The following is a 26,419-nucleotide window of genomic DNA, read 5'->3' as shown; positions in this document are numbered from 1 at the left end:
GCGCCAAAATCTCCATGCCTTGCGATATCGCTGGCGCGAACCACCACGAAAGCGCAAATTTCAGTCCATGCCAAAGCTATCTTAGCGCCTATGCCCACAAGGGGGAGGTAGGGTTTGCGCTAGGCAGCGCAGACTTCGCGGATCGAGCTTTCCAGAATGTCGAGCGCCTCGTTCATGACATTGTCCTGGATGGTGATCGGAGCCAGGAAACGGATGACGTTGCCGTAGACGCCGCAGGTCAGCAGGATCAGCCCCTTGTCGAGCGCCTTCAGCCGGATCGCATTGGCGATCTCGGCCGACGGCAGGCCCTTCTTGACGTCGTTGAACTCGACCGCGTTCATGAAGCCGAGACCCCTGATGTCGACAATCTCGGGCACGTCGTCGCGGATCGACTGCAGCCGCTGTTTCAGCCGGGCGCCCAGCGTATTGGCGCGGTCGCACAGCTTTTCGTCCTCGATGACGTCAAGCACGGCGTGTGCTGCGGCGACACCGATCGGGCTGCCGCCATAGGTGCCGCCGAGCCCGCCAGGACCGGGCGCATCCATGATGTCGGCGCGGCCGGTGACCGCCGCCAGCGGGAAGCCGCCGGCCAGGCTTTTCGCCATGGTGGTAATGTCGGCCGCGACCTCATGATGATCCATGGCGAACATCTTGCCGGTGCGGGCAAAGCCGGTCTGCACCTCATCGGCGATCAGCAGCATGCCGTGCTGGTCGCAGAGCTTGCGCAGCGCCGTCAGGAATTCGCGCGGCGCGTCGTAGAAGCCGCCCTCGCCCTGGACCGGCTCGATGATGATGGCGGCAACGCGAGCCGGATCGACATCGGCCTTGAAAAGTCTGTCGAGCGCGGCAAGCGAATCGGCAACCGACACGCCATGCAGCGGCACCGGGAAGGGCGCGTGGTAGACGTCGCCCGGCATGGCGCCGAAGCCGACCTTGTAGGGCACGACCTTGCCGGTCAGCGCCATGCCCATGAAGGTGCGGCCGTGGAAGCCGCCGGCAAAGGCGATGACGGCTTGGCGGCCAGTGGCGTTGCGGGCGATCTTGATGGCGTTCTCGACGGCTTCAGCGCCCGTGGTGACGAAGATGGTCTTCTTCTCGAACTTGCCGGGCAGCATGCCGTTCAGCCGTTCGGCCAGCCGCACATAGCTCTCATAGGGCACGACCTGGTGGCAGGTATGGGTGAAGCGGTCGAGCTGTGCCTTGACCGCCTCGATCACCCTGGGATGGCGGTGGCCGGTGTTGACGACGGCGATGCCGGAGGAGAAATCGATGTATCGGCGGCCTTCTACATCCCAGATCTCCGAATTCTCGGCGCGGTCGGCATAGATCTGCGTCGTCATGCCGACGCCGCGCGAGATCGACTGGTTCTTGCGCTCGGAAATGGCTGCGTTCTTCATTTCGTCCCTCATCGGGCCGACGCCCGTTCTCGTTAGATGAATGCCAAGGCCTCTTCTGACCTTATTTCACGTTTTCCTCAAGTTGGCACCGCCGCCGGGCGATTGGGCCTGTCGTCGATGCGGGCCACTTCGACAGACCGGTCTTAACCAGCCGACCGATACACGTACGGGGCAGTCCGTGACAGCTCACCCGTCACCGGGAACGGCGAAGCGATCCCGCTCGCGGCAGTGGCGACTTCCGCTACGACCTCGAACAGCCGACGGTGTGGCGGCGCAACCGCATCCCGACGATCACCGTTCGCGCCTCGTTGGCGACGTGCTGCCGGCCACCGTCGTCAACGAATTGAAGCCGTCGGTCGACGCCTTCATCGCCAAACTGCCGCCCGGCTATTCCGTTGCAACCGCCGGCTCGGTCGAGGAAAGCGCCAAAAGCCAGGGACCGATCGCAGCGGTGGTGCCGCTGATGCTGTTCGTGATGGCGACCATCCTGATGATCCAGTTGCAAAGTTTTCAGCGCCTGTTCCTGGTGGTGGCGGTGGCGCCGCTCGGCCTGATCGGCGTGGTCGCGGCCCTGGTGCCGAGCGGCGCACCGCTCGGCTTCGTCGCCATTCTGGGCGTCCTGGCGCTGATCGGCATCCTGATCCGCAACTCGGTGATCCTGATCGTGCAGATCGGGTATCTGGTGGCCGAGGGCCAAGACCGCTGGGAAGCCGTGATCGAAGCGACCAAGCACCGCATGCGGCCGATCGCGCTGACAGCCGCGGCCGCCAGCCTAGCGCTGATCCCGATCGCGCGCGAAGTGTTCTGGGGCCCGATGGCCTACGCCATGATGGGCGGCATCATAGCCGGCACGGCGATCACGCTGCTGTTCCTGCCGGCGCTTTAAGTGACGTGGTTCAGGATCAAGAGCCTAAGCAGGGGGACGAACCATCTGTTCCGGAGAACGGCGAACTGGCGCAAAGCTCGACTTAGCCCTGCTGCATCACTCGTTGTCGTTGGAGGGTACAGGGAGTGATTTAGCGCGCTGCCAGGGCGACAATTTTGAGGTGCGCCAAGCATGCCAGCCTTTTGGCAAATCGGCCAATTCCAGGATGCTCTCATCCCGCTGAACCACATTCTGGAGGCTGACGAGCATTATCTCGGGTTCATCTCGATTTGGCTTGTCGCTGCTATGAAATTGCCAACTGCCACCCTCATCGTTGTGGTTATCGTCGTCATCAGCTTCATGCACAACGTATGCGATCCAGTCACCACGTTTAAATATGCTTCTGTCCGACAACACCGCGACATTGGGTGGGTCTTCGAACTTCCATTCCGCCATAGGAAACCCCAGATTCAAGCGGTCCGCACAAACCCCTCGCTCGCCCTCAACAGATTGCGCGTATAATCCTTCTCCACCCGATGCCCGATCAGCTGGCCCGCGGTGAGATTTTCCACCGCTTCGCCATTCTGCATCACCATCAGGCGCTCGCACATATGGGTGATGATGGCGAGGTCGTGGCTGACCATCAGGAAGGTCAGCTTGCGCCGCCGGCGAATTTCTTCGAGCAGGTTGAGCACTTCGGCCTGCACCGAAGCGTCGAGCGCCGATGTCGGTTCGTCGAGCAGCAGGATCGACGGTTCGAGGATGAGCGCCCGCGCGATCGCCACGCGCTGACGCTGACCGCCGGAGAGCTGGTGCGCGTAGCGGAAACGGAAACCGTTGCCTAATCCGACCTCGTCGAGGGCGCGCTGGATGCGTTGCTCGCCATCGGCAAAGCCGTGAATGGCGAGCGGTTCCTGTAGCAGGCGGTCGACGGTCTGACGCGGGTGCAGCGAACCATAGGGGTCCTGGAAGACCATCTGCACTTCGCGATAAAAAGCCTTGTCGCGGCGCGCTCCCAGCGTCTTGCCATTGACCGTGATAGTACCGGATGCGACAGGCACCAGGCCGGCAATGGCTTTGAGCAGCGTCGACTTGCCGGAACCGCTCTCGCCGACCAGGCCGAAGGATTCGCCGGACTTCACCTCGAGGTTCGCCCCTTTCAGCGCGCGAAAACGGTCGAACACCACCTCCAGCCCTTCAATCGAAATGGCTGGCGTCATGCCGCCCACTCCGGCTTGCGGTCGAGCACCGGCAGCGGGTGGCGTTCGTAACCGATCCTGGGCATGCAGTTGAGCAGGCCGCGCGTGTAGGGATGCTGGGCGTCGCGCAGCTCCGACGCCTTGAGCTGCTCGACCACCTTGCCGGCATACATGACGATGACGCGGTCGCAGAAGGAGGCGACCAGCCGCAGATCGTGCGAGATGAAGATCAGACCCATGCCGCGCTCACTGACCAAGCGGTCGAGGATGCCGAGCACATCGAGTTGCACGGTGACGTCGAGCGCCGAGGTCGGCTCGTCGGCGATCATCAGTTCCGGTCCGGCGATCAGCATCATTGCGATCATGGCGCGCTGGCCCATCCCGCCGGACACCTCGTGCGGATGCAGGTCGAAGACACGCGAGGGATCGCGGATCTGCACAGCTTCCAGCATGGCCAGCGCCCGCTCGCGCGCTTCGGCCTTGGAGACCTTTTCATGCGTGCGCAGCGTCTCGACGATCTGGCGGCCGATGCTCATCACGGGGTCGAGCGAATATTTCGGATCCTGCAGGATCATGGCGATGCGTTTGCCGCGCAGCGCCCGGCGCTGACGGGCCGGTATGGCCAGAAGGTCGATGCCGTCGAGGGCGAGCTTCTTGGCCGACACCAGAGCCTGCGGCGGCGTCAGGCCCATGATGGCGCGGCCGGTCTGCGACTTGCCGGAGCCGCTTTCACCGACAATGCCCAGCCGCTCTCGGCCAAGCGAAAAAGTGACGCCGCGCACCGCCTGGATGAGGCCGGTCCGAGTCGGGAAGGTGACGCGCAGGTCGTCGACATCGAGAAGTGCACCGCTCATTGGTCACCACTCATTGGTCGCCACTCCGGGGATCGAGCGCATCGCGCAGGCCGTCGCCAAGCAGGTTGAAGCCGAGGCTGACGATGAGGATGGCGAAGCCCGGCGCGCCGGCCACCCACCATTGGTCGAGCACGAAGCGGCGGCCGGACGCGATCATGGTGCCCCATTCCGGCAGCGGCGGCTGGGCGCCCAGGCCGAGGAAGCCGAGGCCGGCGGCGGTGAGGATGATGCCGGCCATATCGAGCGTCACCCGGATGATGAGCGAAGAGATGCAGAGCGGCATGATGTGGCGCAGCACGATGCGGAACGGAGAGGCGCCCATCAATTGCACCGCCTTGATGTAATCCGAATTGCGCACGGTCATCGTCTCGGCCCGCGCAATTCGCGCGTAAGGCGGCCACGAGGTGATGGCGATGGCCAGCACCGCGTTTTCGATCCCGGGACCAAGGGCGGCGACAAAGGCCAGTGCCAGGATCAGCTTGGGAAAGGCGAGGAAGATGTCGGTAATGCGCATCAGAATGGCATCGGTCCAGCCGCCGGCATAGCCGGCGACGGTGCCTACCAAAAGGCCGATGGGGGCTGCGATGACAGCGACAAGAATGACGACATAGAGGGTCCAGCGTGAGCCAAAAAGAATGCGCGAATAGATATCGCGGCCGAGATCGTCGGTGCCGAACCAATGCGCCGCACTCGGCGCCAAAAGCCGGGCATTCTTGAGATCGCCGATGGTCGGCGAATAGGGCGCCAGCACATCGGCAAAGGCGGCGACCAGCAGCAGCGCGATGATGATGAGCAGGCCGAGAAACGCCAGCCGGTTGGCGGAAAAGCGCCGCCAAGCGACGTAGGCGCGGCCGAGCCGTGCCTGCATGCGCGAGGCCGGCCGATCGCTGAGCAGCCAATCGCGGCGCGTTTGGATTGCTTCGGCGCTCATCCTGTCTTCGTCCTCGGATCGAGCACCTTGTAGAGAACGTCGGACAGGAGATTGATGCCGATGAACACCGAACCGATGACGATGGTGCCGCCGAGCACGGCGTTCATGTCGGCGTTCTGCAGCGAATTGGTGATGTAGAGGCCGATGCCGGGCCAGGAGAACACCGTCTCGGTCAGCACCGAACCTTCGAGCAGCCCGGCATAGGACAGCGCGATCACCGTGACCATCGGCACCGCGGCGTTGCGCAGCGCATGGCCCCAGATGATTCGCGTTTCAGACAGGCCCTTGGCGCGCGCGGCGACGATGTATTCCTGCGACAGCTCATTCAGCATGAAGGAGCGCGTCATTCGGCTGATATAGGCGAGCGAGAAATAGCCCAGCAGCCCTGCCGGCAGGATGATGTGGCGGTAAGCGTCGTAGAAGACATCCCACTGGCCCTGCAGCGCGGCGTCGAGCAGGTAGAAGCCGGTGATCGGTGTGAATGTGTACTCGTAGACGATGTCGAGGCGGCCAGGAAAAGCCACCCATTGGAGCTTGGCGTAGAACAGGACAAGCCCCAAAAGCCCGATCCAGAAGATAGGCACGGAATAGCCAATCAGGCCGACAATGCGAACGATCTGGTCGATGAGACTGCCGCGTTTTACCGCTGCCAGCACGCCGAGCGGCACGCCGATCAACGAGCCTATCAGAGTGCCCAAAGTCGCCAGTTCGATCGTTGCCGGAAAGGCACGGCGGATGTCGGTCATCACAGGATTGGTGGTCAGCACAGAGGTGCCGAAATCACCGTTCAGCGCATGCTTGAGATAGATATAGAATTGCTCGATCAACGGAAGATCGAGCCCCATCTCGCGGCGGGTGCGCTCGACGACATTGGCCGGTGCGCGGTCGCCGAGCACCGCCAGCACCGGATCGATCGGGATGACGCGGCCGATGAAAAAGGTCACCGCGAGCAGGCCGAGATAGGTGGTGACGGCGATGACCAGGAAGCGGCCGATCGCCAACAAGATAGCGACGGCGCGGGCGCTTCCCTGCCCCGCCGTCGCCTGGTTTTCAATCGCGCTCATCAGGGCGCGTCCGCCGGCGCTATTCCTTGGAGACCGGGCCGACGAAGTTGGTGTCGAAGCTCGGACCGAGCGCAAAGCCTTTCAGGTTTTTGCGCAGGCCTGCCACTTCCAATTGCTGGTGGATGATGACGAAGGGGCTGGTGTCGAGGATCGTCTTTTCAAGACTCTTGTACATATCGGCGCGCTTGCCGGCATCCTTCTCCAGCAAGGCTGCTTCGGTCTGCTTTGTCAGGTCCGGGATGTCCCAGGCATTGCGCCAGGCCAGCGTCTTGGTCTTGCCTTCATCCGAATTGTCCGGGTTTGAGGCAAAGGTCTGGGCGTTGGAGTTCGGATCGAAATAGTCCTGGCCCCACTGGCCGATATAGATGTCATGATTGCGGGCGCGGTATTTGGTCAGCGTCTGCTTGCCGTCGCCCGGGATAATTTCCAGCTTGATGCCGGCTTGGCCAAGCGTCTGCTGGATCGATTCCGCCATGCCCGTTGTCGGCTGTCCCGTGCGTACGTCCATGGTTACGCTGAAGCCGTCGGCCAGGCCGGCCTTGGTCAGCAGTTCCTTGGCTTTGGCGACGTCGAACTTGAACGGATTTTCGTCCAGTTCGCCCAGCACGCCCTTGGGCAGGAAGGTCTGGTGAATCTCGCCAATGCCCTTGAGGATGGTCGTGCTCAGCGCATCGTAGTCGACCAGATATTTGAACGCCTGGCGAACCTCGGGCTTGGCGAGGTTCGGATTCTTCTGGTTGAGACTGATGTAAAAGACCGTGCCCTTCGGCGCGCTGGTCGTGGTGAGATCGGCATTCTTGGCGATGGCGTCGAGATCGTTCGGCTCGAGGTTGCGGGCAACGTCGATGTCGCCTGCTTCGAGCGCCAGGCGCTGTGCCGAGCTTTCCTTCATGTTGCGGTAGATGACGCGGGCGAGCTTGGCCTTCTCGCCATTGTAATTGTCGTTGCGCTCCAGCACGACGACCTCATTGGCCCGCCATTCGCGCAGCTTGTAGGCGCCGGAGCCGGCATAACCGGTCTTCAGGAAGGCGTTGCCGAAATCGTTGTCCCATTTGTAGTCGGCACTCGGCGTCACCGCGGCGACATGTTCCTTGACCAGCTTTGCGTCGACGACCGAAGCGACCGTTGCCGACAGGCAGTTTAACACGAAGCTCGGCGCATAGGCCTTGTCGACGGTGAACTGGAAGGTGGTATCGTCGACGGCCTTGGCCTTGTCGGCAACATTGTCGCCGCTGATGCCGAACTGGTTGATGATGAATGCCGGCGGCTTATCCAGCTTGATGGCGCGCTCGAAGGAATAGGCGACATCGGCGGCCGTCAGTGGATTGCCCGAAGCGAACTTTAGGCCGGGCTTGAGCTTGAACGTATAGACCAGGCCGTCGTCGGAGACGGTCCAGCTCTCGGCAAGGTCGCCCTTGACCTTGGAGGTGTCGCTGAGGTCGAGGCGGACCAGCAGATCATAGGTGTTGCCGGTGACTTCGGCGGTCGACAGTTCGAACGCCTCGCCCGGATCCATGGAGATGATGTCGTCGATGGCAAAACCTTCGACCAGCGTGTCGGCGGGGGTCACGGCAAAGGCCGGCGCGACGCCAATGAGCAGAGCGGACATGGCAGCACCTGCGAGCCAGACGCGCGAACGTAGAGCAAACTTTTCCATCATCATGATGATTGTTCCCTGTTTTGTTGATTGTTGACCCCGAGTTCCCGGCTCAGGGCTGCAGTAATCTTTTTCGCGGCCGGAGGACGACCGTTAGACCCCATACCGTGTTGATTTTTTTCCAGTTGGTCAACACCCTATCCGGCAGCCCTCCAACCGGCAACGGGCATTTTTGCGAGCCGGCATACTGGACCGGAATATGCTGTGCGCGTCGAAGCATGGGCGAGCCAATTGCAGCCGCCGATGGGGAAAAATCTGCTCTTTTCGGTGTTACTTGATGGCAGCAACCAGATCGGCGTCGGGGAAGCAGGTGGCGGGGCGGCCGTTCTTTTCCTGCCAGCTGCCGATCGAGCGGCGGGTCTTGAAGCCGGGCAGGCCGTCGGCGCTGCCGACATCGTAGCCCTTGGCCTCCAGCGCCCGTTGCAGCGCGGCGATGTCGGAACGATGCAGGCCGCCGACCGCACCCCAGCTGCCGACGAAATCAGCATCGCCATGGGCGATGCGGTCAGCGCCATGGCCGATGAACAGGGCGTAGAGGTCGCTGGTGTTGTATTGCTTCAGCACGTAGAAATTTGTCGTGGCGATGAAGGCCGGACCGCTGCGTCCGGCCGGCATCAAAAGGAACCCTTCCGCCTTCGGTTCGTTGGCCGGAAAGGCTTTGCCGCCGACGCGGCTGATTCCCATCGCCGCCCAGGCTGAGATCTTCTTGCCCTGGTCGGGACCTTCGAGCGAGCAGGAAACGCTTTCCGGAACCGTCACCTCGAAACCCCAGCCACGCCCCTTCACCCAGCCATAGTGGACGAGATAGTTGGCGATCGAGGCCAGCACGTCCGGCGTCGAATTCCAGATGTCCGGGTGCCCATCACCGTCGTAGTCGACGGCGTGCTTCAGGAACGAGGTCGGCATGAATTGCGGCTGGCCGAGCGCGCCGGCCCAGGACGATTTCATGGCGCCGACCGGCGCCAACCCATGCTCGACGATCTCGAGCGCCGCCAGTACCTCGGTGCGGAAGAAGTCCTTCTTGGTCGACATGAACGCCTTGGTGCCGAGAACCTCGAAGGCGTCGTAGGGCATTTTCGCCGCGCCGAAGCCGGTCTCGCGGCCCCAGATCGCCAACAGTATCTCGCCCGGGACACCGTAGCGCTTTTCGATCGCAGCCAGCGTCTTGGCGTTGGCCGCCTCGCGCGTGCGCCCACCTGACGTGACGGCGCGCACCGTCTTTTCGGCGAAATAGGCGCCGGGCGAACCGAACTCGGCCTGATGCTGTTTTTGCGGAGTTTTGGGTTTCTCGCCGGGCAGGACGAGGTCGGGCAATTTGAGGTTCGGCTTCACGCCGTCGAAAGCGGCGTCGAAGGTGGATTTGGAGATGCCTTTGGTCTGGGCTTGCGGCCAGAGATCGGTTTGCAGCCAGGCGCGGAACTGGTCATCGATTTTGGCAGCGGAGGCGGGGGCTACAAAAAGCAGGGCAACAAGGGATGCGAGGAGCGCAACGAGCGCCAATCCGAAAGATCCGCGTTCTGTCGCGCCCCCCTCTGTCCTGCCGGACATCTCCCCCTCAAGGGGGGAGATTGGCTGTCGCTTCGGTTTTCGCCAACCACCAGCGTTGAAAGAAGAATGCCGCCCGAGAAGCTGCTGATCTCCCCCCTTGAGGGGGAGATGTCCGGCAGGACAGAGGGGGGCCCGAAGGAATGCTGTCATCTCCGGAGCATCCCCGCCAATTGCGTCAAAACGCCGTCCGCGATCGCAACGCGGCTGCCAGCGTACCCTCATCCAGATAATCAAGCTCGCCGCCAACCGGCACGCCATGGGCAAGTCGTGTCACCTTGACCTCGAAGCCCGACAACTGGTCGGTGAGATAATGCGCCGTCGTCTGGCCCTCGACGGTGGCGTTGACGGCGAGGATCACCTCCTTCACCTCGCCGCCGGCGACGCGGTCGACCAGCGAGCGGACATTGAGCTGGTCGGGGCCGATGCCGTCGAGCGGCGACAGCGTGCCGCCGAGCACATGGTAGCGCACATTCATGGCCGCCGCCCGCTCCAGCGCCCAGAGGTCGGAGACATCCTCGACGACGATCAGCGTCGAGGCATCGCGGCGCGGATCGGTGCAGATCATGCAAGGGTCGGAGGTATCGACATTGCCGCAGGTCGTGCAGATGCGCACCTTGTCGGCGGCTTCAGCCATGGCGGCGGCGAGCGGCGACAAAAGCTGCTCCTTCTTCTTGATGAGGTGCAGTGCCGCACGCCTGGCCGAACGCGGCCCTAGCCCCGGGACCTTGGCCAGGAGCTGGATCAGGCGTTCGATCTCGGGACCGGCGATTCGCTTCGACATCGCACTGATCTAGGATTTTTCCGCGCGCTTTGAAATCCGCGCGCTTTGAAACATGCGCATACGCACCGAGCCCGCCATGCTGCCATGGCGGGCTCGGAAACTGTTTTAGGCGTCAGTAGGCTGAGAGCGGCCGGGTTTGATCGACGATCATTGCGCCGATAGCGTCGGTGTTCTCAGGCGTCGACTGGAAGCCCATCGACGCTTCCTGCGTTGCCGATGGAACCGAGGTGATGTAGCGGGCGTTCAGCGTGCCGCCGAAACGCGAGGCATCGGGCTCGGCCATCGGCTCCTGCATCGCCACCTCCGTCTGCTTGGCGGCGACGCCGGCGCTCTTGGCGGGCGCCGCGGAAGCCGTCACATAGGTCTGCTCGGCCGGGGCACGTGTCGCCTTGGCTGCGCGAACCGCCGCGGCCTGCTTGGCCGGATCTGGACGGACAATGGTCTTCACCACCGGCTCGGCGTAGGCAACCTGCAACGGCGCTTCAGGCACAGGCGCGCGCGGCTGCGCCGAGGCAACCATGGTCGTGGATTCATCCGGCAGCGGCTGCCAGTTGCGACCGCGCTTCTCGTAGAAGGCGTTGCCGCCGGCAACCATGGTGTAATGCATGTTCTTGTAGGGGAACCTCAGTCCGGCGGTGTGGAAGTACATCGTGTTCTTCAGCTTGGCCTTGCGCTCGCCCTTGAGCACCGCATCGGCGGCCTCCTCGACATCGGGCATCGCTTTCGAATTCATCGCCCGCGTCATCACGCCGGGCGCGAACTGGCCCGGTTCGCCAACCACTTGGCAAATGGTGCTGCCATGATTGCCGGAGCGCAGCCGGTTCATCACCACCGTGCCGACGGCGATCATGCCGTCACGGCTCGAGCGGTTGGACTCGAAGAACATCGCCCGCTCCAGGCATTCCTTCTCCTTCGGCGTGTTGCGGTAGGCGCGCGTCGAAAGGAAGCTGGGCGTGATGGCGTCGGTCAGGCTGGCGACCGACAGGCCATGCGAAGACGTGGTCTGGCTGCAACCGGCCAGGAACACAGGAGAGAAGATAATGCCGAGCAGAAGCGGCGTCTTCCATCGCGTAGCGATCAACAAAAATGCCTCATTGTCCAGATGCCAGCTCGCCCCGAGATGTGGCAAGAATGAGACTCTTAAAGGCAAAAAGATGGCTAAAGGATTAGCTTTCGTGCAGCATAGGTAAAACTTTATAAATGCCCGGATATGTCCGTGAGCAAAGCCCGAGAAAGTCTTAACAACAGCCTCCGCAGCCGATTTCCCTTCATAATCAATTAACTGGTTGGGCCGGCTCAGAACGGCAATTTCATTCCGGGCGGGATCGGCAAGCCTGCCGTCAGCGCCTTGGTCTTCTCCTGCATAATCTGCTCGACCTTATTTTTGGCGTCATTGTGAGCGGCCAGCAGCAGGTCTTCGAGAATCTCGACCTCGTCCTCCTTGAACAGCGACGGATCGATCTTCAGCGACTTCATTTCGAACTTGCCGGTCAGCGTGACATTGACCAGCCCGCCGCCCGCCTGCCCGCTTGCTTCAATCGTCGCGATCTCGTCCTGCATGGCCTGGAACTTGGCCTGCATTTCCTTCGCCTTGCCCATCAGGCCGAGAAGATCTTTCATGGTCGGGTCCTTTGCGGATTCGTGGCTATGGTCAGGTTTCGTCGTCGTCGGATGGCGGCTCGACCGGCGCTTCGGCCTTGTCGGTGTCGACTTCCGGCGCGTCGGGAATGCGCACGTCGATAATCTTGGCGCCGGGAAAGCGCGCCAGGATGGCGGCCACAGCCGGATCGCTTTTCGCGTCGGAGAAAGCAGTCTCGCGCCTGGTCGATTCCATCTCGGCCAGCGTTTGGCCGCCCTCTTCCTTCGACAATGACACCAGCCAGTTGCGGCCGGTCCAGGCGCGCAGCTTCGTCGTCAAGTCGTTGAGCAGCATCTTGGGCGCATCGGCGGTCAGGCCGACGTCGATACGGCCGGGCTCGATGCGCACCAGGCGAATACAGCTCTTGACCAGCACCTTGAAGGCGATGTCACGCTGCGCGTCGGCAAGAGCGACAATATCGGCCAGCGATTTCAGCGGCGGCGATTGCGGCTCGACGACCGGCTGCGGAGGCGCGACAAAGGCGACCGGGGGCGCGTCGACCAATCGCATGGTTTGCGCACCGGCTGGCCCGGACGGCATCCGGGTCTGCGCTACCGCGCTGGCGCCGCCGCCATTGCCGGCATTTACCGGCGCACCATTCGGGCGTGACACACCACCGGACGCCGGAGCGCCGCTCTCTAGAGATTTCAGCGCCTCGTCCAGCGTCGGCAGGTCGGCGGCATGCGCCAGGCGGATCAGCACCATCTCGCCGGCGCTGACCGGGCGGTTGGACGACTGCACCTCGGGAATGCCTTTCAAGAGCATCTGCCAGGTCCGCGACAGAACCTTGACCGACAGCGTGCTGGCGAAGTCGGCGCCGCGGCGGCGCTCATCCTCGGACAGGGAAGCGTCGTCGGCAGCCGTCGGCACGAAGCGCAGCCGGGTGACGAGGTGGTTGAATTCGGCCAGATCGGTCAGCACGGCAGCCGGATCGGCGCCGGTGTCGTACTGGTTGCGGAATTCGGCAAGGGCGGCCGCCACATCGCCCTTCATGACATGTTCGAACAGGTCGACGATGCGGGCGCGGTCGGCGAGACCCAGCATGGCGCGCACCGCTTCGGCGCTGACGGCGCCGCCGCCATGGGCGATCGCCTGGTCGAGGATGGAGAGCGAATCGCGGGCCGAGCCTTCGGCGGCGCGCGCGATCATCGCCAGCGCGTCGTCGTCGACCGATATGCCTTCCTTGCCGGCAATCGAGGAGAGGTGCGCGACCAGTGCGCCAGCATCGATGCGTCTCAGGTCGAAACGCTGGCAGCGCGACAGCACGGTGATCGGCACTTTGCGGATTTCGGTGGTGGCAAAGATGAATTTGACGTGCGGCGGCGGCTCTTCCAGCGTCTTCAACAGGCCGTTGAAGGCCTGGGTGGAGAGCATGTGCACTTCGTCGATGATGTAGACTTTGTAGCGCGCCGACACCGGGGCATAGCGCACGCGCTCGATAATGTCCCTGATGTCGTCGATGCCGGTATGCGACGCGGCGTCCATCTCGATGACGTCGACATGGCGGCCTTCCATGATCGCCTGGCAGTGCTCGCCCAGGAGGGCGAGGTCGACCGAGGGATGGTCGACCGTCGGCGTCTTGTAGTTGAGCGCCCGCGCCAGGATGCGCGCCGTCGTGGTCTTACCGACGCCGCGCACGCCGGTCAGCATCCAGGCCTGGGCGATGCGGCCTGTGGAGAAAGCGTTGGTCAAAGTGCGGACCATCGGCTCCTGGCCGATCAGTTCGGAGAAATTCGACGGACGATATTTGCGCGCCAGCACGCGATAGGCGACGGCCTTTTGCTTCTCCAGGTTTTCGGGGTCCGAATTTCCGGCTTCGCTCATTCGCCCGTAAAGCTCCAAAAGGCCGCGTCTCAGCGTAGCCGATTCCTGCTAGATCGTTTCACCGTTTTCTGAAACGGCAAACCGCTCTACCCTTTGCTTTAACGCAATTCCGGACGGGAAACCGCTCACACTTTCCCTGGAATTGCTCCAATAGTCTCGCCCGCGCTGCAATGCGTCGTCAATGTCGCGAGAGGGGCCGATGAGGTGGGAGGCTGGAACAATGACCCGTTCCGGGCTCGTTAGGGCTGCTTCCTTCCGGACCTGACCCGGTTGGCGAGTGGATCGTCCACCACCAACCTCCCGCGTTCCATATCGGCAATTCAGCGATCAAATGCAAGGGTGCATTGAGAATCGGATGCCCGTGAACTCCGCCGCTCAATGAATCGCTTGCAGCCCCCGTGCAGCCGCTCTAGCGTGATGAGTTTGGGAATAATGCGAGAAGCGCAAGGGAAACGCCAATGCTACCGGGCCTCAAGGCCGGATTCACGCTCGACTCCAGGCTGGAGGCGGATAGCGAGCAGCTGATGTGGCTCGGCCTGTGCGAGCTCAGGGTGATGAACGATAGCCGCTGGCCATGGCTGGTCCTGGTGCCGCAGCGGCCGGGGGCCGAAGAAATCCACGACATGACGCCGCTCGACCAGGCGATGTTGACCTTCGAAACCAACATGGTGGCGCAGGCGCTGAAAAGAACCACGAGCTGCACCAAGATCAACACCGGCGCGCTCGGCAACATCGTTCGGCAATTGCATGTCCACGTCATCGCCCGCTCGGAAGGCGATCCGGGCTGGCCGGGGCCGGTGTGGGGGCACGGCATGCGCGAGCCCTATGAGCGTTCAGGCATCCGCCAGTTTGCGCAACAGATCAAGGCGGCGCTATAAGCCGCCTGTGTCCATCCCTAGACGTTCGAGCTTCCATGACCCTTCGCCTTTTTGACGCGCCCTTGCGCGAACCGAGCCAGTTCGTCGGCTTCGCCGGAAACACGATTGATCGGCAATCCGAGAACCGCGCCGACGATTCCGTCGAAAGGGCGTTGGCCGATCCCTCGGCACGTCTTCTGCCGATGCATGGCGGACGGCTGTATCTGAAATTGCACGATGGCAGCTTCGACCCTTGGTTCGATCTGGCTGAGAGCCAGAAGCTGCAGCCATCACTCGCACAAGGCGTGCTGCTTGGCTTTGCCGAGAGCGGCCCGGTACTTGCCGTGCCGGTCGGCCTCGATCCCGAACAGCTGCCGGAGACCATGAAGGCGATCGATTATCGCTCGGTCTATATGCAGGGGCTGATCGACGAGGCGGCAGCGGGCGCGCTGGCGCAAGGCGCCGCCCTGCTTGCCTGGCATGCCACCCATCGCTTCTGCAGCAAATGCGGCCATGAATCGCAAATGCGGGCCGGCGGCTACAAGCGCCATTGCCCAAATTGCGGCACCGAGCACTTTCCACGCACCGATCCGGTGGCGATTATGCTGACGGCGACGCGGGAAAAATGCCTGCTCGGCCGCGGCCGGCATTTCGGGCCCGGCATGTACTCGGCGCTTGCCGGCTTCATCGAGCCGGGCGAGACGATCGAGGCGGCGGTGCGCCGCGAAACGCTGGAGGAAGCCGGCATCCGGCTCGGCCGCGTTGTCTACCATGCCAGCCAACCCTGGCCGTTCCCCTATTCGCTGATGATCGGCTGTTTCGGCGAACCGCTCAGTGACGACATTCAGGCCGATCTCAACGAGTTGGAAGATTGCCGCTGGTTTTTTCGCGACGAGGTGCGTTCCATGCTGGAGAGGACGCACAAGGACAATCTGGTCACGCCGCCGAAAGGCGCGATCGCGCATCATCTGATCCGCGCCTGGGTCGACAGCGAATAAGACTTGTTATTTTACGCAATTCCGGACGGAAAACCGCTTCACACTTTTCCTGGAATTGCTTAACGGGAGCAAAAAATGATCCGTCACACCGTGGTTTTCACCCTGAAGCACCCGCAGTACTCGCTGGAGGAAAAGCGGTTCCTCTCCGATGCCAAGCGCATTCTCAGCGCAATCAAGGGCGTCACCCATTTCGAGCCGCTGCGGCAAGTCAGCCCGAAGAACGACTATCACTTCGGCTTCTCGATGGAGTTCGTCGATCAGGCCGCCTACACCAGATATAACGAGCATCCCGACCACGTTGCCTTCGTGCGCGACCGCTGGATCCCGGAAGTCGAAACCTTCATGGAAATCGACTATGTGCCGCTGACCCTGCTGGTTTAGGGGAACCTTAGTCCGCGACCTTCCACTGCTCGCGCGACTCGCTGGCGGGATAGACACCCAGAATGCGCACTTCGCGCGAGAAGAAGCGCAGTTCGTCCAGCGCCAGCTTGACCAGTGGATCGTCGGGATGGCCCTCGATATCGGCGTAGAACAGCGTCGCGGTGAAGGCGCCCAACTGATAGCTCTCCAGCTTCGTCATGTTGACGCCGTTGGTGGCGAAACCGCCCATTGCCTTGTAGAGCGCAGCCGGCACGTTGCGGACACGGAACATGAAGGTCGTCATCATCTTGGTGTCGGCCGAGGGCCGTTCGGCCAATCGCTTGTCCTTGGTCAGCACGACAAAGCGGGTGACATTCGAATCCGTGTCCTCGACGTTCTTCTCGATGATGTCGAGGCCGTAGAGTTCTGCGGCTAGCGCCGGGGCGAGCGAGGCCATGGTGCGGTCCTTGAGCTCCGAGACCAGCTTCGCAGAGCCCGCCGTGTCGCCGGCGATCACCGGCTTCCAACCGTTCTTGCGGATGTATTTGCGGCACTGTCCCAGCGCATGGATATGGCTGTGCACGGTCTTGATCTCTTCGCGTTTGACGCCTGGCAGCACCATCAGCTGGAAGTGGATCGGCAGAAAATACTCGCCGACGATGTGGAGTTTCGATTCCGGCAAGAGATGATGAATGTCGGCGACGCGGCCGGCGATGGTGTTTTCGATCGGGATCATGGCGAGGTCGGCCTTGTTGGTCTCGACCGCGTTGAAGGCATCCTCGAAGGTGGGGCACGGCAACGGCTCCATCGAAGGGAACATGTTGCGGCTGGCGGTGTCGGAATTGGCGCCCGGTTCGCCTTGGAAGGCTATTCTGTTGGTCTTGTCAGGCATGCCGATATCTCAGGTTGAAGGTCTCAGGAAAGAATTTGTCGGGCGCGTTCGAGGTCTTCCGGCGTGTCGACGCCCAGCGGCAGCGATTGCACGATCTCGGCATCGATGCGCATACCGGCCTCCACCGCCCGCAACTGCTCCAGCCGCTCGCGCCGTTCGAGCGGCGAAGGTTTTAGCGCGACGAAGCGTTCGAGGGCTGAGCGCCGATAGGCGTAGAGGCCGACATGGTGATAGAGCGGCCCCTCGCCCCAGGGCGCGGTGGCGCGGGTGAAATAGAGCGCCTTCAGCCGCGTCGCCGACAACGGCGAACCGACGATCTTGACGACGTTGGGGTTGGCCTTTTCCTCGTCGCGGACGATCTCGACGCCGAGCGTGGCGATGTCGACCGCAGCGTCCTCGAACGGTTTCAGCGCCGCACCGATGATCTTGGGATCGATGGTCGGCAGGTCGCCCTGCACATTGACGATGGTTTCGACCTTGCGATCGGGGTCGAGGGCGGTCAGCGCCTCGAAGATACGGTCGGAACCGGATTCGTGGTCGGTGCGCGTCATCACCGCCTCGAAACCGTGCGCGCGCACCGCTTCGGCCACGTTGCGCGTGTCGGTTGCCACCACTACCCGGCCAAGCCCAGCCTCAGCGGCGCGGCGGGCGACATGGACGATCATCGGCGCGCCGGCTATGTCGGCCAGCGGCTTGCCCGGCAGGCGCGTCGAGGCCATGCGGGCCGGGATCAGGATGAGCGTGGACATCGAGGTTGCAAGGCGTTCGAAAGAGGATGGGGAAAGTGGCAAAAGGTCTCACTGGAAGCGCCCTTATAGGTGTTGCAACGCCCAAGCAAAAGACCTAGTTTCCGCCCGATTTGACCGGCTCGACGGGGTGGGTCACGATACCGACGGACGGAGTGGACGGAGAGGTCCGCCGGAAAAGGGAGCCCTGGGGCGTATGGATTCCAACGAAGTCAACAAACTGCTCGCCGGGTTGCTTGGAACCTGTTTCGTCGTCTTCTCGGTCGGTTTGGTGTCCGACGCCCTGTTTGCCTCGCCGGCGCCGGAAAAACCCGGCTTTGCCATCGAGGCGACGGAGCCTGCCGAAGGCGGCGCCGCCGGACCCGCAGCAGAGGCGAAGCCGATCGCCGACCTTTTGGCCACCGCCAATGTCGAGCAAGGTGCGGCCGTCTTTAAGAAATGCCAGGCCTGCCATTCCGGCGAAAAAGGCGGCCCCAACAAGGTCGGCCCGGATCTCTGGGACATCGTCGACCGCCCCGTCGCCGAGCATGAGGGCTTTGCCTATTCGGCCGGCATGAAGGAGTTTTCCAAGGGCGGCGCCGAGAAGTGGACCTATGACAATCTCAACCACTTCATCACCTCGCCGAAGAAATTCGTGAAGGGCACGGCGATGGGCTTTGCCGGCCTGCCGAAGGACGAGGACCGCGCCAACGTCATTGCCTATCTGCGCACGCTGTCGGATAGCCCGAAGCCGCTGCCGACGCCAGGTGCCGCCGCCGATGCAACGGCGCCGGCCAAGCCGGCCGAGGGTGCCGCTCCGGCCAAGCCGGCTGAAGGTGCAGCTCCAGCCCCTGCGACGCCGGCACCGGCGCCCGCCAAATAACCGAATTGTCATCTCCATGACCTCAAAAAAGCCGGGTTCAGCCCGGCTTTTTGTTAGGAAAATCGCATATGCGGCGACAAAGCCGCCGCATGGCGGTTTTCACCGGCGTCAAATCATTTAGGATTGCCGGGCATCGCGACGAGGAGAACGCATGACGGTTGGCCGAACGCTTCTGAGGTCCTTTCTGGTTGTGGGCGCCCTCGCAGGCGGCCTGCAGGCATCCTTCCCCCAGGAATGGCACACCACCTCTTCGCTGATCGGCCCCTCCAAATATGGCGAGAACTTCCAGCGCTACGATTATGTGAATCCGGATGCACCGAAGGGCGGTACCTACAATTCGGTCGTTTCCGGCACGTTCGACAGCTTCAATCCCTATATCGTTCAGGGATCGCCGGCGGCCGGCCTGCAGCCATTTGGCGGCGGCCTGCTCTACGACACGCTGATGGACCAGGCGACTGACGAAGGTAGCGTCAGCCACCCGCTCGTCGCCGATGCCTACAAGTACCCGACCGACTATTCCTCGGCCACCTACCGGCTCGACCCGCGGGCGAAATGGCATGACGGACAGCCGATCACAGTCGACGACGTGATCTGGTCGTTCCAGGTGCTGAAGGCCAACAGCCCGATGTACAGCCGCTATTTCGAAAACGTCACCGACGCCGTCGCTGTCTCGGACCGTGAGGTCGAGTTCCACTTCGACCAGAAGGGCAATCGCGAACTGCCCAAGATCCTCGGCGACCTTGTCGTGCTGCCCAAGCATTGGTGGGAAGGCACCGACGCCAATGGCAAGAAGCGCGACATCACCAAGGGGACGCTGGAGCCGCCGCTGGGCTCGGCTGCATACAAGATCGCCAGCTTCAAGGCGGGGTCGGAAATCGTCTGGCAGCGCGTCCCCGACTATTGGGGCGCCAAGCTGGCTGTGAAGATCGGTCGGGAGAATTTCGACACGCAGCACTTCACCTACATTCTTGACGACAACGCCTCCTGGGAGGCGTTCAAGAAAGGTGGCCTCGACGATATCAAGCCGGAAAACAGCTCGAAGCGCTGGGCGACATTTTATGATTTCGCGGCGATCAAGGCCGGCGATGTGATCAAGCAGGAGTTCAAGACCACCTCGCCCGAGCCGATGCAGGCTTTCATGCTCAACCAGAGACACAAGCTCTTTGCCGATCGTCTGGTCAGGGCCGCGCTCACCTACCCGTTCGATTTCGAATCGATGAACCGCACGCTGTTCTTCGGTTTCAACACTCGCACCCACAGCTATTTCCAGGGCACGGACCTAGCCTCTAGCGGCTTGCCGCAAGGCAAGGAATTGGAGATCCTGGAGAAGTACCGCGACAAGCTGCCGCCGGAAGTATTCACCCAGGAATTCAAGTTGCCGGTCTACGATTCGCCGCAGGCGGAGCGCAAATATCTGAAGCAGGCGGTCGACCTGTTCGCCCAGGCCGGCTGGGTGATCAAGGGCGGCAAGATGGTCAACGCCAAGACCGGCGAGCCATTCAAGTTTGAAATCCTAGGCTCGAATGAAACCGACCAGGTCATTTCCAGCCCCTGGATCGCCAATCTGCGCAAGATCGGCGTCGATGCGACACTGCGCATCGTCGACCCGAGCCAGTACACCAACCGCGTCAGAAATTTCGATTACGACGTCATCACAGGACAGCTCCAACAGTCGGAATCGCCCGGCAACGAGCAGCGCGATTTTTGGAGCTCCAAGTCCGCCGACACACCGGCATCGCGCAATTATTCCGGCATCAAGAACCCGGTCGTTGACGCCCTTGTCGACCGCATCATTTTTGCCACGGATCGCGATGACCTCGTCGCCACCACCCATGCGCTCGATCGCGTGCTGCTGTGGAATTACTATGTGGTGCCGCAATACTATCGCGCCGTTGTGTGGCTGGCTTACTGGAACAAGTTCGGCATCCCGGAAAAGCAGCCCGGCTACCGTGGCGCCGATATCGATTCCTGGTGGATCGATGCGGACAAGGAAAAGGCCCTGGCCGCCAAGTACAAGGGCAGCAATTGATGGCGGGGCTCCCTCGCCGCGATTTCCTGGCCCTCAGTGGCGCCGCGGCTGTTGCTGCGCTGCTGCCGGGCAAGGCTTTCGCCGCCAGCCCAACCGGCGTGAAACTGCATGGACTGTCGGCTTTCGGCGACCTCAAATACAAGCCGGACTTCACTCATTTCGACTATGTCAATGTCGATGCGCCGCAAGGTGGCGTCTTCAACTTCCTGCCGCGCAACTGGCTTGCCAACCAGACGCCGCTGACCTTCAACACGCTGAATTCGTTCGTCCCCAAAGGCGATTCGCCCCAGCGCACGGAGATGTGCTTCGATTCACTGATGGTGAGAGCGTACGACGAACCTGACGCCGTTTACGGGCTGATCGCTGACGGCGTGACGATTTCCGACGACCGCAACGACTTCACCTTCTCGCTGCGCCCGCAGGCCCGCTTCCATGACAGCACGCCATTGACCGCAGAGGATGCCGCCTTCACCTTCAAGCTGCTCAAGGACAAGGGGCACCCGTACTATTCCCTGCCGCTAACGCATCTGGATGACGGGATTGCCGTGGATGCCCACACGCTGCAGCTTAGGTTTTCCGGCAAGCAGACAAGCCGCACCATCCTCAACGTCGTCGAGTTCCCGGTCCTGTCGAAGGCGTTCTACACGACCAACCCGTTCGATTCCTCGCAGATGAACCCGCCGTTGGGGTCAGCCGCCTACAAGGTCGGTCGCTGGTCGGCAGGGGCCTGGATCGAATATGAGCGTGTGGCTGATTATTGGGGCAACGACCTGCCGGTCAATGGCGGCCAGAACAATTTTCAGCGGATTCGCGTTGAGTTCTATCAGGACCGTAGCGTTGCCTTCGAAGCGTTCAAGAAGGGAGAAATCCTCTACAGGGAGGAATTCACCTCGCGCGTCTGGGCGACCGGCTACGACTTCCCAGCCTTCACTGCCGGCAAGGTGGTGAAGCACGAATTCCCGGCCGAAACGGTGCCTTCGATGCAGGGCACCGCCGTCAACCAGCGGCGCGAGCAGTTTCGCGACTCGCGCGTGCGGCAGGCGATCGGGCTGTGCTTCGACTTCGAATGGACGCGGCGCAATTTCTTCTACGGTTCCTATGAGCGCTCGCAATCCTGCTTCGAGAAATCCGAATTTCGCGCCGAGGGCAGACCGTCGCCACAAGAATTGGCTCTTCTTGAGCCGCTGCGTGAGCAGATTCCCGCCGAGGCTTTTGGCGAAGCCGTGATCCAGGACGCGTCGAACGGCTCCGGCCGCGACCGGCAGTTGCTTGGCAAGGCGGCCAAGCTTCTGGCCGAGGCCGGCTGGAAACGGTCCGGCAATTTCGTCGTGAACGACAAGGGTGGTCGGTTGTCCGCAGAGTTTCTTGTCGACGACGAAGTCTTCGAACAGGTCTACTCGCCCTGGGTCGAAAACATGAAGGCGGTCGGCATCGATGCCTCGATCCGGCTGGTGGATGCCGCGCAATATCAGCTGCGGCAGAATTCGTTCGACTACGACCTCGTCTCGGTCGCGGCCTCGTTTCCGGCGACGCCAACCCGTGATGACCTCGAAACCATTTTCCATTCGCGAGCAGCTACCGTATCGGGCTCTCGCAATCTGCCGGGAACGTCGAGCCCGGCCATCGACGCCCTGGTTGACGCCGCAGGTGCCGCCGAGGGTCGCGAAAGCCTGACAATTGCCATGCGCGCGCTCGACCGGGTCTTGCGTGCACGGAGGGATTGGATTCCAAGTTGGTTCCTGGCGAATCATCGAAGCGCCTATTGGGACATGTTCGGTTTTCCCGAGCGGAAACCCGATTTCGACTTCCCGGTCGAAGCGCTGTGGTGGGTCGACAAGGGCAAGGCGGCAAAAATTGGCAAAGGGTAGGCTGTTGCGCGGCACTTTACCCTCCCCCTCGTGGGGAGGGTCGGTGAGCACTTCGTGCGCAGCACGAATGGCGAACCGGGGTGGCGGTGTGACGGCGTACGCCGGATCGAGACTACCCCCACCCCGCTCCGCTTCGCGGATCGACCCTCCCCACAAGGGGGAGGGTGAAAGCTGATGGGCGCCTACATACTGCGCCGTATCCTGCTGATGATACCGACCCTGTTCGGCATCATGGCGGTTGCTTTCGTCGTCACTCAATTCGCTCCGGGTGGACCGGTCGAGCAGGTCATTGCCAGCCTGACCAACCAGGGCGGCAACGATCGGCTCGGCAGTGGCGGCGGCGATGCAGGAGGTGGCGGCAATTTCGATGTGGCCGGCGATGTCGGTTCGAAGTACCGCGGCGCGCAAGGGCTCGATCCTGAATTCATCAAGAAGCTGGAAAAGCAGTTCGGCTTCGACAAACCGCCTCTCGAACGCTTCGGCATGATGCTGTGGAACTACGCCCGCTTCGATTTCGGCGACAGCTATTTCCGTGACATTTCGGTACTTGACCTGATCCTGGAGAAGATGCCGGTTTCAATCTCGCTCGGGCTGTGGATCACGCTGCTCTCCTATCTGATTTCGATTCCCCTTGGCATCCGCAAAGCGGTCAAGGACGGCTCCGCCTTCGACATCTGGACCAGCGGCGTGATCATCGTCGGCTATGCCATACCGGCCTTCCTGTTCGGCATATTGCTGATGGTGCTTTTCGCCGGCGGCTCGTTCTGGGACTGGTTCCCACTGCGCGGCATCGTCTCCGACAATTGGGACCAATTGTCGTGGCCTGACAAGATCGTCGATTATTTCTGGCACATGACCTTGCCGCTGACGGCGCTGGTGCTGTCGGCCTTCGCGACGACGACGCTGCTGACCAAGAACTCCTTCCTGGAAGAGATACGCAAACAGTATGTGGTGACGGCCCGTGCCAAGGGCCTGTCGGAGCGGCGGGTGCTTTACGGACATGTGTTCCGCAACGCAATGCTGATCGTCATTGCCGGCTTTCCAGCGGCCTTCATCTCGGCCTTCTTCACCGGCTCGCTTTTGATCGAGAACATCTTTTCCCTCGACGGTCTCGGGCTGCTCGGTTTCAGGTCCGTGTTGGCGCGCGACTATCCGGTCGTGTTCGCCAACCTCTATATATTTTCGCTGCTTGGCCTGTTCGTGACGCTGTTGTCCGACCTGATCTACACATGGGTCGATCCGCGCATCGATTTCGAGCGGAGAGACGTCTGATGACGCAGGCTGCAGCCGAGATCACACCGACAAGGATCGCCCGCCCCTGGCTGTCGCCGCTCAACAAGCGGCGCTGGCAGAACTTCAAGGCCAACAGGCGCGGCTACTGGTCGTTGTGGATATTCCTCGCTCTGTTCGTGCTGTCGCTGTTTGCCGAACTGATCGCCAACGACAGACCGATCGTCGCCTACTACAAAGGCGAGATCCTGTTCCCGGTGGCGGTCGCCTACCCCGAGGAAAAATTCGGCGGCTTCTACGCCGTCACCGACTATCGCGACCCGGTCATCCGCGACGAGATCAACGCCAATGGCTGGATGATCTGGCCGCCAATCCGCTATTCCTACCGCACCGTCAACAATGCGATCCCCGACGCCGCTCCCGCAAAACCGTCATGGGAATACGACGCGCAGAGGCGATGCAGCCAATATCCGCAAGGCGCTGCCGATCCTGACTGCATTGTCGGCAACTGGAACTGGCTGGGGACCGACGACCAGGCGCGCGACGTGCTGGCGCGCATCATCTACGGGTTCAGGATTTCCGTGCTGTTCGGGTTGATCCTGACCGCGGGTTCGTCGGTTATCGGCGTCGCCGCCGGCGCGCTGCAAGGGTATTTCGGCGGCTGGACCGACCTTCTCTTTCAACGCTTCATAGAAATCTGGTCGGCGATACCGCTGCTGTATCTGCTGCTGATCGTCGCCGCCATCCTGCCGCCGGGCTTCTTCATCCTGCTCGGGCTGATGCTGCTGTTCTCCTGGACGTCGCTTGTCAGCGTGGTGCGCGCCGAATTCCTGCGCGCACGCAACTTCGAATATGTCAACGCGGCCCGCGCGCTTGGTGTGTCCAACCGCACCATCATGCTGCGCCATCTTCTGCCCAATGCCATGGTGGCGACGCTGACCTTCATGCCTTTCCTGGTCAGCGCCTCGATCTCGACACTGACCTCGCTCGACTATCTCGGCTTCGGCCTGCCGCCCGGCACCGCGTCGCTCGGTGAACTGCTAAAACAGGCGCAGAGTAACCTCAATGCCCCCTGGCTCGGTATATCGGGCTTCATCGTCATCTCGCTGATGCTGTCGCTGTTGGTGTTCATCGGTGAAGCAACGCGCGATGCCTTCGACCCGCGCAAGGCGTTCCGATGAGCGAACTCCTGCTCTCCGTCCGCGATCTCAGCGTTGCCTTCACCCAAGGCGGCAACGAGTCGACCGCCGTCGACCACATCTCCTTCGACCTCGCCAAGGGCGAGACGGTGGCGCTTGTGGGCGAATCCGGTTCCGGCAAATCGGTCTCGGCGCTGTCGGTGCTGAAGCTTCTGCCCTACCCGACGGCCAGCCATCCCTCGGGCAAGATCCTGTTCCAGGGCGCCGACCTTTTGGCGATGAACGAAAAGCAGTTGCGCAGCGTGCGCGGCAACAAGATCACCATGATCTTCCAGGAGCCGATGACCTCGCTCAATCCGCTGCACACGATCGAGCAGCAGATCGTCGAGATCCTGGCGCTGCACCAGGGCATGGGCGACCGCCAGGCCAAGGCGCGCACGCTGGCGCTGCTCAACGAGGTCGGCATACGCGAACCGGAGAAGCGGCTCAACGCCTATCCGCACCAGCTGTCCGGCGGCCAACGCCAGCGCGTCATGATCGCCATGGCGCTGGCCAACGAGCCTGAACTGCTGATCGCCGACGAACCGACGACGGCGCTCGACGTCACTGTCCAGGCGCAGATCCTCGAATTGCTGGCGGGGCTGAAGAGCCGCAAGGGCATGTCAATGCTGTTCATCACCCATGATCTCGGCATTGTCAGAAAGATCGCCGACCGCGTCTGCGTGATGACCAAAGGCAAGATCGTCGAGACCGGGCCGACCAGGGACATCTTCGCCAACCCGCAGCACGCTTATACCAAGCACCTGCTCGCCGCCGAGCCGAAGGGCAAGCCGCCGGCCACCAACGACGCCGCCAAACCGGTTATGACCGGCAAGGACATCAAGGTTTGGTTCCCGATCAAAAAGGGTTTCTTTCGCACCACCGTCGACAATGTGAAGGCTGTTGACGGAATCGACGTCACCGTACGCGCCGGCCAGACGCTAGGCGTCGTCGGCGAATCCGGCTCCGGCAAGACGACGCTCGGGCTGGCGCTGGCGCGGATGATCTCATCGACCGGCACCATCCAGTTCAATGGCAGCGACATCAACCAGCTTTCCTTCAACGCCATGCGGCCGCTGCGCCGCGAGTTGCAGATCGTTTTCCAGGACCCGTTCGGCTCGCTCAGCCCGCGCATGTCGGTCTCGGAGATCATCGAGGAAGGCTTGAAGATCCACGAGCCGAAGCTGTCGCCCGACCAACGCGACGACAAGGTCGTCGCCGTGCTGAAGGAGGTCGGGCTCGATCCGGCGACCAGGAACCGCTATCCGCATGAATTCTCCGGCGGCCAGCGCCAGCGCGTCGCCATTGCGCGCGCCATGGTGCTCAATCCACGCTTCGTCATGCTGGACGAACCGACCTCGGCGCTCGACATGAGCGTGCAGGCGCAAGTGGTCGACCTCTTACGCAATCTGCAGGCCAGGCACGACCTTGCCTATCTGTTCATCAGCCACGATCTGAAAGTCATTCGCGCCCTTGCCAATGACGTCATCGTCATGCGCAATGGCAAGATCGTCGAAGCCGGCCCTTCCGAACAGATTTTCGAGCGGCCGCAGACCGACTATACGAAGGCGCTGATCTCGGCCGCGTTCAAGATCGAGACGGCGCCGGTCGGTATCGTCAGCGAATAACAGGGAATACAA

The 26,419-nt window shown here is 62.1% G+C and carries 23 protein-coding genes, 1 other RNA gene and 1 pseudogene; 10 read left to right on the top strand and 15 right to left on the bottom strand.

Features of this window, described 5'->3' with window-relative positions; translation table 11 throughout:
* Positions 1-119: 119 nt before the first annotated feature.
* Positions 120-1,397 carry a 4-aminobutyrate--2-oxoglutarate transaminase gene (locus tag NKJ18_RS13655; protein ID WP_023692593.1) on the bottom strand — a complete coding sequence of 426 codons (1,278 nt, stop codon included), beginning with the start codon at positions 1,395-1,397 and terminating at the stop codon, positions 120-122.
* Positions 1,398-1,592: 195 nt separating this feature from the next.
* On the opposite strand from NKJ18_RS13655, the pseudogene NKJ18_RS13650 reads away from it, so the two are divergent.
* A pseudogene (locus tag NKJ18_RS13650) lies at positions 1,593-2,369 on the top strand (efflux RND transporter permease subunit); the annotation flags it as partial.
* 10 nt (positions 2,370-2,379) lie between these two features.
* On the opposite strand, the gene NKJ18_RS13645 reads toward NKJ18_RS13650, so the two are convergent.
* From NKJ18_RS13645 to ffs, 12 genes are all read right to left on the bottom strand, one after another.
* The gene (locus NKJ18_RS13645) at positions 2,380-2,718 is read right to left on the bottom strand and encodes a hypothetical protein (RefSeq protein ID WP_023736153.1); all 339 of its coding nucleotides are present in this window, start codon (positions 2,716-2,718) and stop codon (positions 2,380-2,382) included.
* Between the two features lie 14 nt (positions 2,719-2,732).
* A complete protein-coding gene (locus tag NKJ18_RS13640; protein ID WP_023692596.1) occupies positions 2,733-3,482 on the bottom strand; it encodes an ABC transporter ATP-binding protein in 750 nt (249 codons plus the stop codon).
* Positions 3,479-4,315, bottom strand: a complete 837-nt coding sequence (locus NKJ18_RS13635; RefSeq protein ID WP_023682023.1) for an ABC transporter ATP-binding protein — start codon at positions 4,313-4,315, stop codon at positions 3,479-3,481. Before NKJ18_RS13635 ends, NKJ18_RS13640 begins: the two co-directional genes overlap by 4 nt.
* 10 nt (positions 4,316-4,325) lie before the next feature.
* Positions 4,326-5,246 (bottom strand): nickel transporter permease, encoded by a 921-nt coding sequence (gene nikC / locus NKJ18_RS13630; RefSeq protein ID WP_023682024.1) that lies wholly within the window; start codon positions 5,244-5,246, stop codon positions 4,326-4,328.
* A complete protein-coding gene (locus NKJ18_RS13625) occupies positions 5,243-6,310 on the bottom strand; it encodes an ABC transporter permease (RefSeq protein ID WP_023669524.1) in 1,068 nt (355 codons plus the stop codon). Before NKJ18_RS13625 ends, nikC begins: the two co-directional genes overlap by 4 nt.
* A 19-nt stretch (positions 6,311-6,329) precedes the next feature.
* A complete protein-coding gene (locus tag NKJ18_RS13620) occupies positions 6,330-7,973 on the bottom strand; it encodes an ABC transporter substrate-binding protein (protein ID WP_023682026.1) in 1,644 nt (547 codons plus the stop codon).
* Positions 7,974-8,237: 264 nt separating this feature from the next.
* Positions 8,238-9,515, bottom strand: a complete 1,278-nt coding sequence (locus NKJ18_RS13615) for a lytic murein transglycosylase (RefSeq protein WP_352758416.1) — start codon at positions 9,513-9,515, stop codon at positions 8,238-8,240.
* Between the two features lie 175 nt (positions 9,516-9,690).
* A complete protein-coding gene (gene recR / locus NKJ18_RS13610) occupies positions 9,691-10,296 on the bottom strand; it encodes a recombination mediator RecR (protein WP_023669521.1) in 606 nt (201 codons plus the stop codon).
* Between the two features lie 112 nt (positions 10,297-10,408).
* Positions 10,409-11,377 carry a cell wall hydrolase gene (locus NKJ18_RS13605; RefSeq protein WP_352758415.1) on the bottom strand — a complete coding sequence of 323 codons (969 nt, stop codon included), beginning with the start codon at positions 11,375-11,377 and terminating at the stop codon, positions 10,409-10,411.
* Between the two features lie 215 nt (positions 11,378-11,592).
* Positions 11,593-11,916: a YbaB/EbfC family nucleoid-associated protein gene (locus tag NKJ18_RS13600; RefSeq protein WP_023669519.1), complete on the bottom strand. Its 324-nt coding sequence runs from the start codon at positions 11,914-11,916 to the stop codon at positions 11,593-11,595.
* A 31-nt stretch (positions 11,917-11,947) separates the two neighbouring features.
* The gene (locus NKJ18_RS13595) at positions 11,948-13,759 is read right to left on the bottom strand and encodes a DNA polymerase III subunit gamma/tau (protein ID WP_023669518.1); all 1,812 of its coding nucleotides are present in this window, start codon (positions 13,757-13,759) and stop codon (positions 11,948-11,950) included.
* A gap of 204 nt (positions 13,760-13,963) precedes the next feature.
* Positions 13,964-14,060: signal recognition particle sRNA small type (ffs, locus tag NKJ18_RS13590), an RNA gene on the bottom strand.
* Positions 14,061-14,217: 157 nt separating this feature from the next.
* On the opposite strand from ffs, the gene NKJ18_RS13585 reads away from it, so the two are divergent.
* The 3 genes from NKJ18_RS13585 to NKJ18_RS13575 all read left to right on the top strand — a co-directional run bounded on the left by NKJ18_RS13585 (position 14,218) and on the right by NKJ18_RS13575 (position 15,995).
* On the top strand, positions 14,218-14,637 hold the full coding sequence (locus tag NKJ18_RS13585; RefSeq protein ID WP_023669517.1) for an HIT domain-containing protein: 420 nt from the start codon (positions 14,218-14,220) through the stop codon (positions 14,635-14,637).
* A 35-nt stretch (positions 14,638-14,672) separates the two neighbouring features.
* A complete protein-coding gene (gene nudC, locus NKJ18_RS13580) occupies positions 14,673-15,614 on the top strand; it encodes an NAD(+) diphosphatase (RefSeq protein ID WP_023751922.1) in 942 nt (313 codons plus the stop codon).
* A gap of 75 nt (positions 15,615-15,689) precedes the next feature.
* Positions 15,690-15,995, top strand: a complete 306-nt coding sequence (locus NKJ18_RS13575) for a Dabb family protein (RefSeq protein WP_023669515.1) — start codon at positions 15,690-15,692, stop codon at positions 15,993-15,995.
* A gap of 7 nt (positions 15,996-16,002) precedes the next feature.
* Here the strand turns inward: NKJ18_RS13575 and NKJ18_RS13570 are convergent, their stop codons facing one another.
* Both NKJ18_RS13570 and NKJ18_RS13565 read right to left on the bottom strand, forming a co-directional pair.
* Positions 16,003-16,866: a prephenate dehydratase gene (locus tag NKJ18_RS13570; RefSeq protein ID WP_023682034.1), complete on the bottom strand. Its 864-nt coding sequence runs from the start codon at positions 16,864-16,866 to the stop codon at positions 16,003-16,005.
* Positions 16,867-16,889: 23 nt separating this feature from the next.
* Positions 16,890-17,615: a 3-deoxy-manno-octulosonate cytidylyltransferase gene (locus NKJ18_RS13565; RefSeq protein WP_023669513.1), complete on the bottom strand. Its 726-nt coding sequence runs from the start codon at positions 17,613-17,615 to the stop codon at positions 16,890-16,892.
* Between the two features lie 193 nt (positions 17,616-17,808).
* On the opposite strand from NKJ18_RS13565, the gene NKJ18_RS13560 reads away from it, so the two are divergent.
* The 6 genes from NKJ18_RS13560 (at position 17,809) to NKJ18_RS13535 (ending at position 26,407) form a co-directional block, all read left to right on the top strand.
* Positions 17,809-18,474, top strand: a complete 666-nt coding sequence (locus NKJ18_RS13560) for a c-type cytochrome (protein ID WP_023669512.1) — start codon at positions 17,809-17,811, stop codon at positions 18,472-18,474.
* Between the two features lie 151 nt (positions 18,475-18,625).
* Positions 18,626-20,503: an extracellular solute-binding protein gene (locus tag NKJ18_RS13555; protein ID WP_352758413.1), complete on the top strand. Its 1,878-nt coding sequence runs from the start codon at positions 18,626-18,628 to the stop codon at positions 20,501-20,503.
* Positions 20,503-22,371: an extracellular solute-binding protein gene (locus tag NKJ18_RS13550; protein WP_352758411.1), complete on the top strand. Its 1,869-nt coding sequence runs from the start codon at positions 20,503-20,505 to the stop codon at positions 22,369-22,371. Before NKJ18_RS13555 ends, NKJ18_RS13550 begins: the two co-directional genes overlap by 1 nt.
* A gap of 174 nt (positions 22,372-22,545) precedes the next feature.
* On the top strand, positions 22,546-23,643 hold the full coding sequence (locus NKJ18_RS13545) for a microcin C ABC transporter permease YejB (RefSeq protein WP_352758409.1): 1,098 nt from the start codon (positions 22,546-22,548) through the stop codon (positions 23,641-23,643).
* Positions 23,643-24,782, top strand: a complete 1,140-nt coding sequence (locus NKJ18_RS13540; RefSeq protein ID WP_023682037.1) for an ABC transporter permease — start codon at positions 23,643-23,645, stop codon at positions 24,780-24,782. Before NKJ18_RS13545 ends, NKJ18_RS13540 begins: the two co-directional genes overlap by 1 nt.
* Positions 24,779-26,407: an ABC transporter ATP-binding protein gene (locus NKJ18_RS13535; RefSeq protein WP_352758408.1), complete on the top strand. Its 1,629-nt coding sequence runs from the start codon at positions 24,779-24,781 to the stop codon at positions 26,405-26,407. Before NKJ18_RS13540 ends, NKJ18_RS13535 begins: the two co-directional genes overlap by 4 nt.
* Positions 26,408-26,419 lie beyond the last annotated feature (12 nt).

This window comes from Mesorhizobium sp. M0217 (genome assembly GCF_040321955.1).
In the GTDB taxonomy this organism is placed as follows: domain Bacteria; phylum Pseudomonadota; class Alphaproteobacteria; order Rhizobiales; family Rhizobiaceae; genus Mesorhizobium.
Note: the sequence above shows the minus strand (reverse complement) of the source record. Positions and strands in the feature narration are given on the sequence as shown.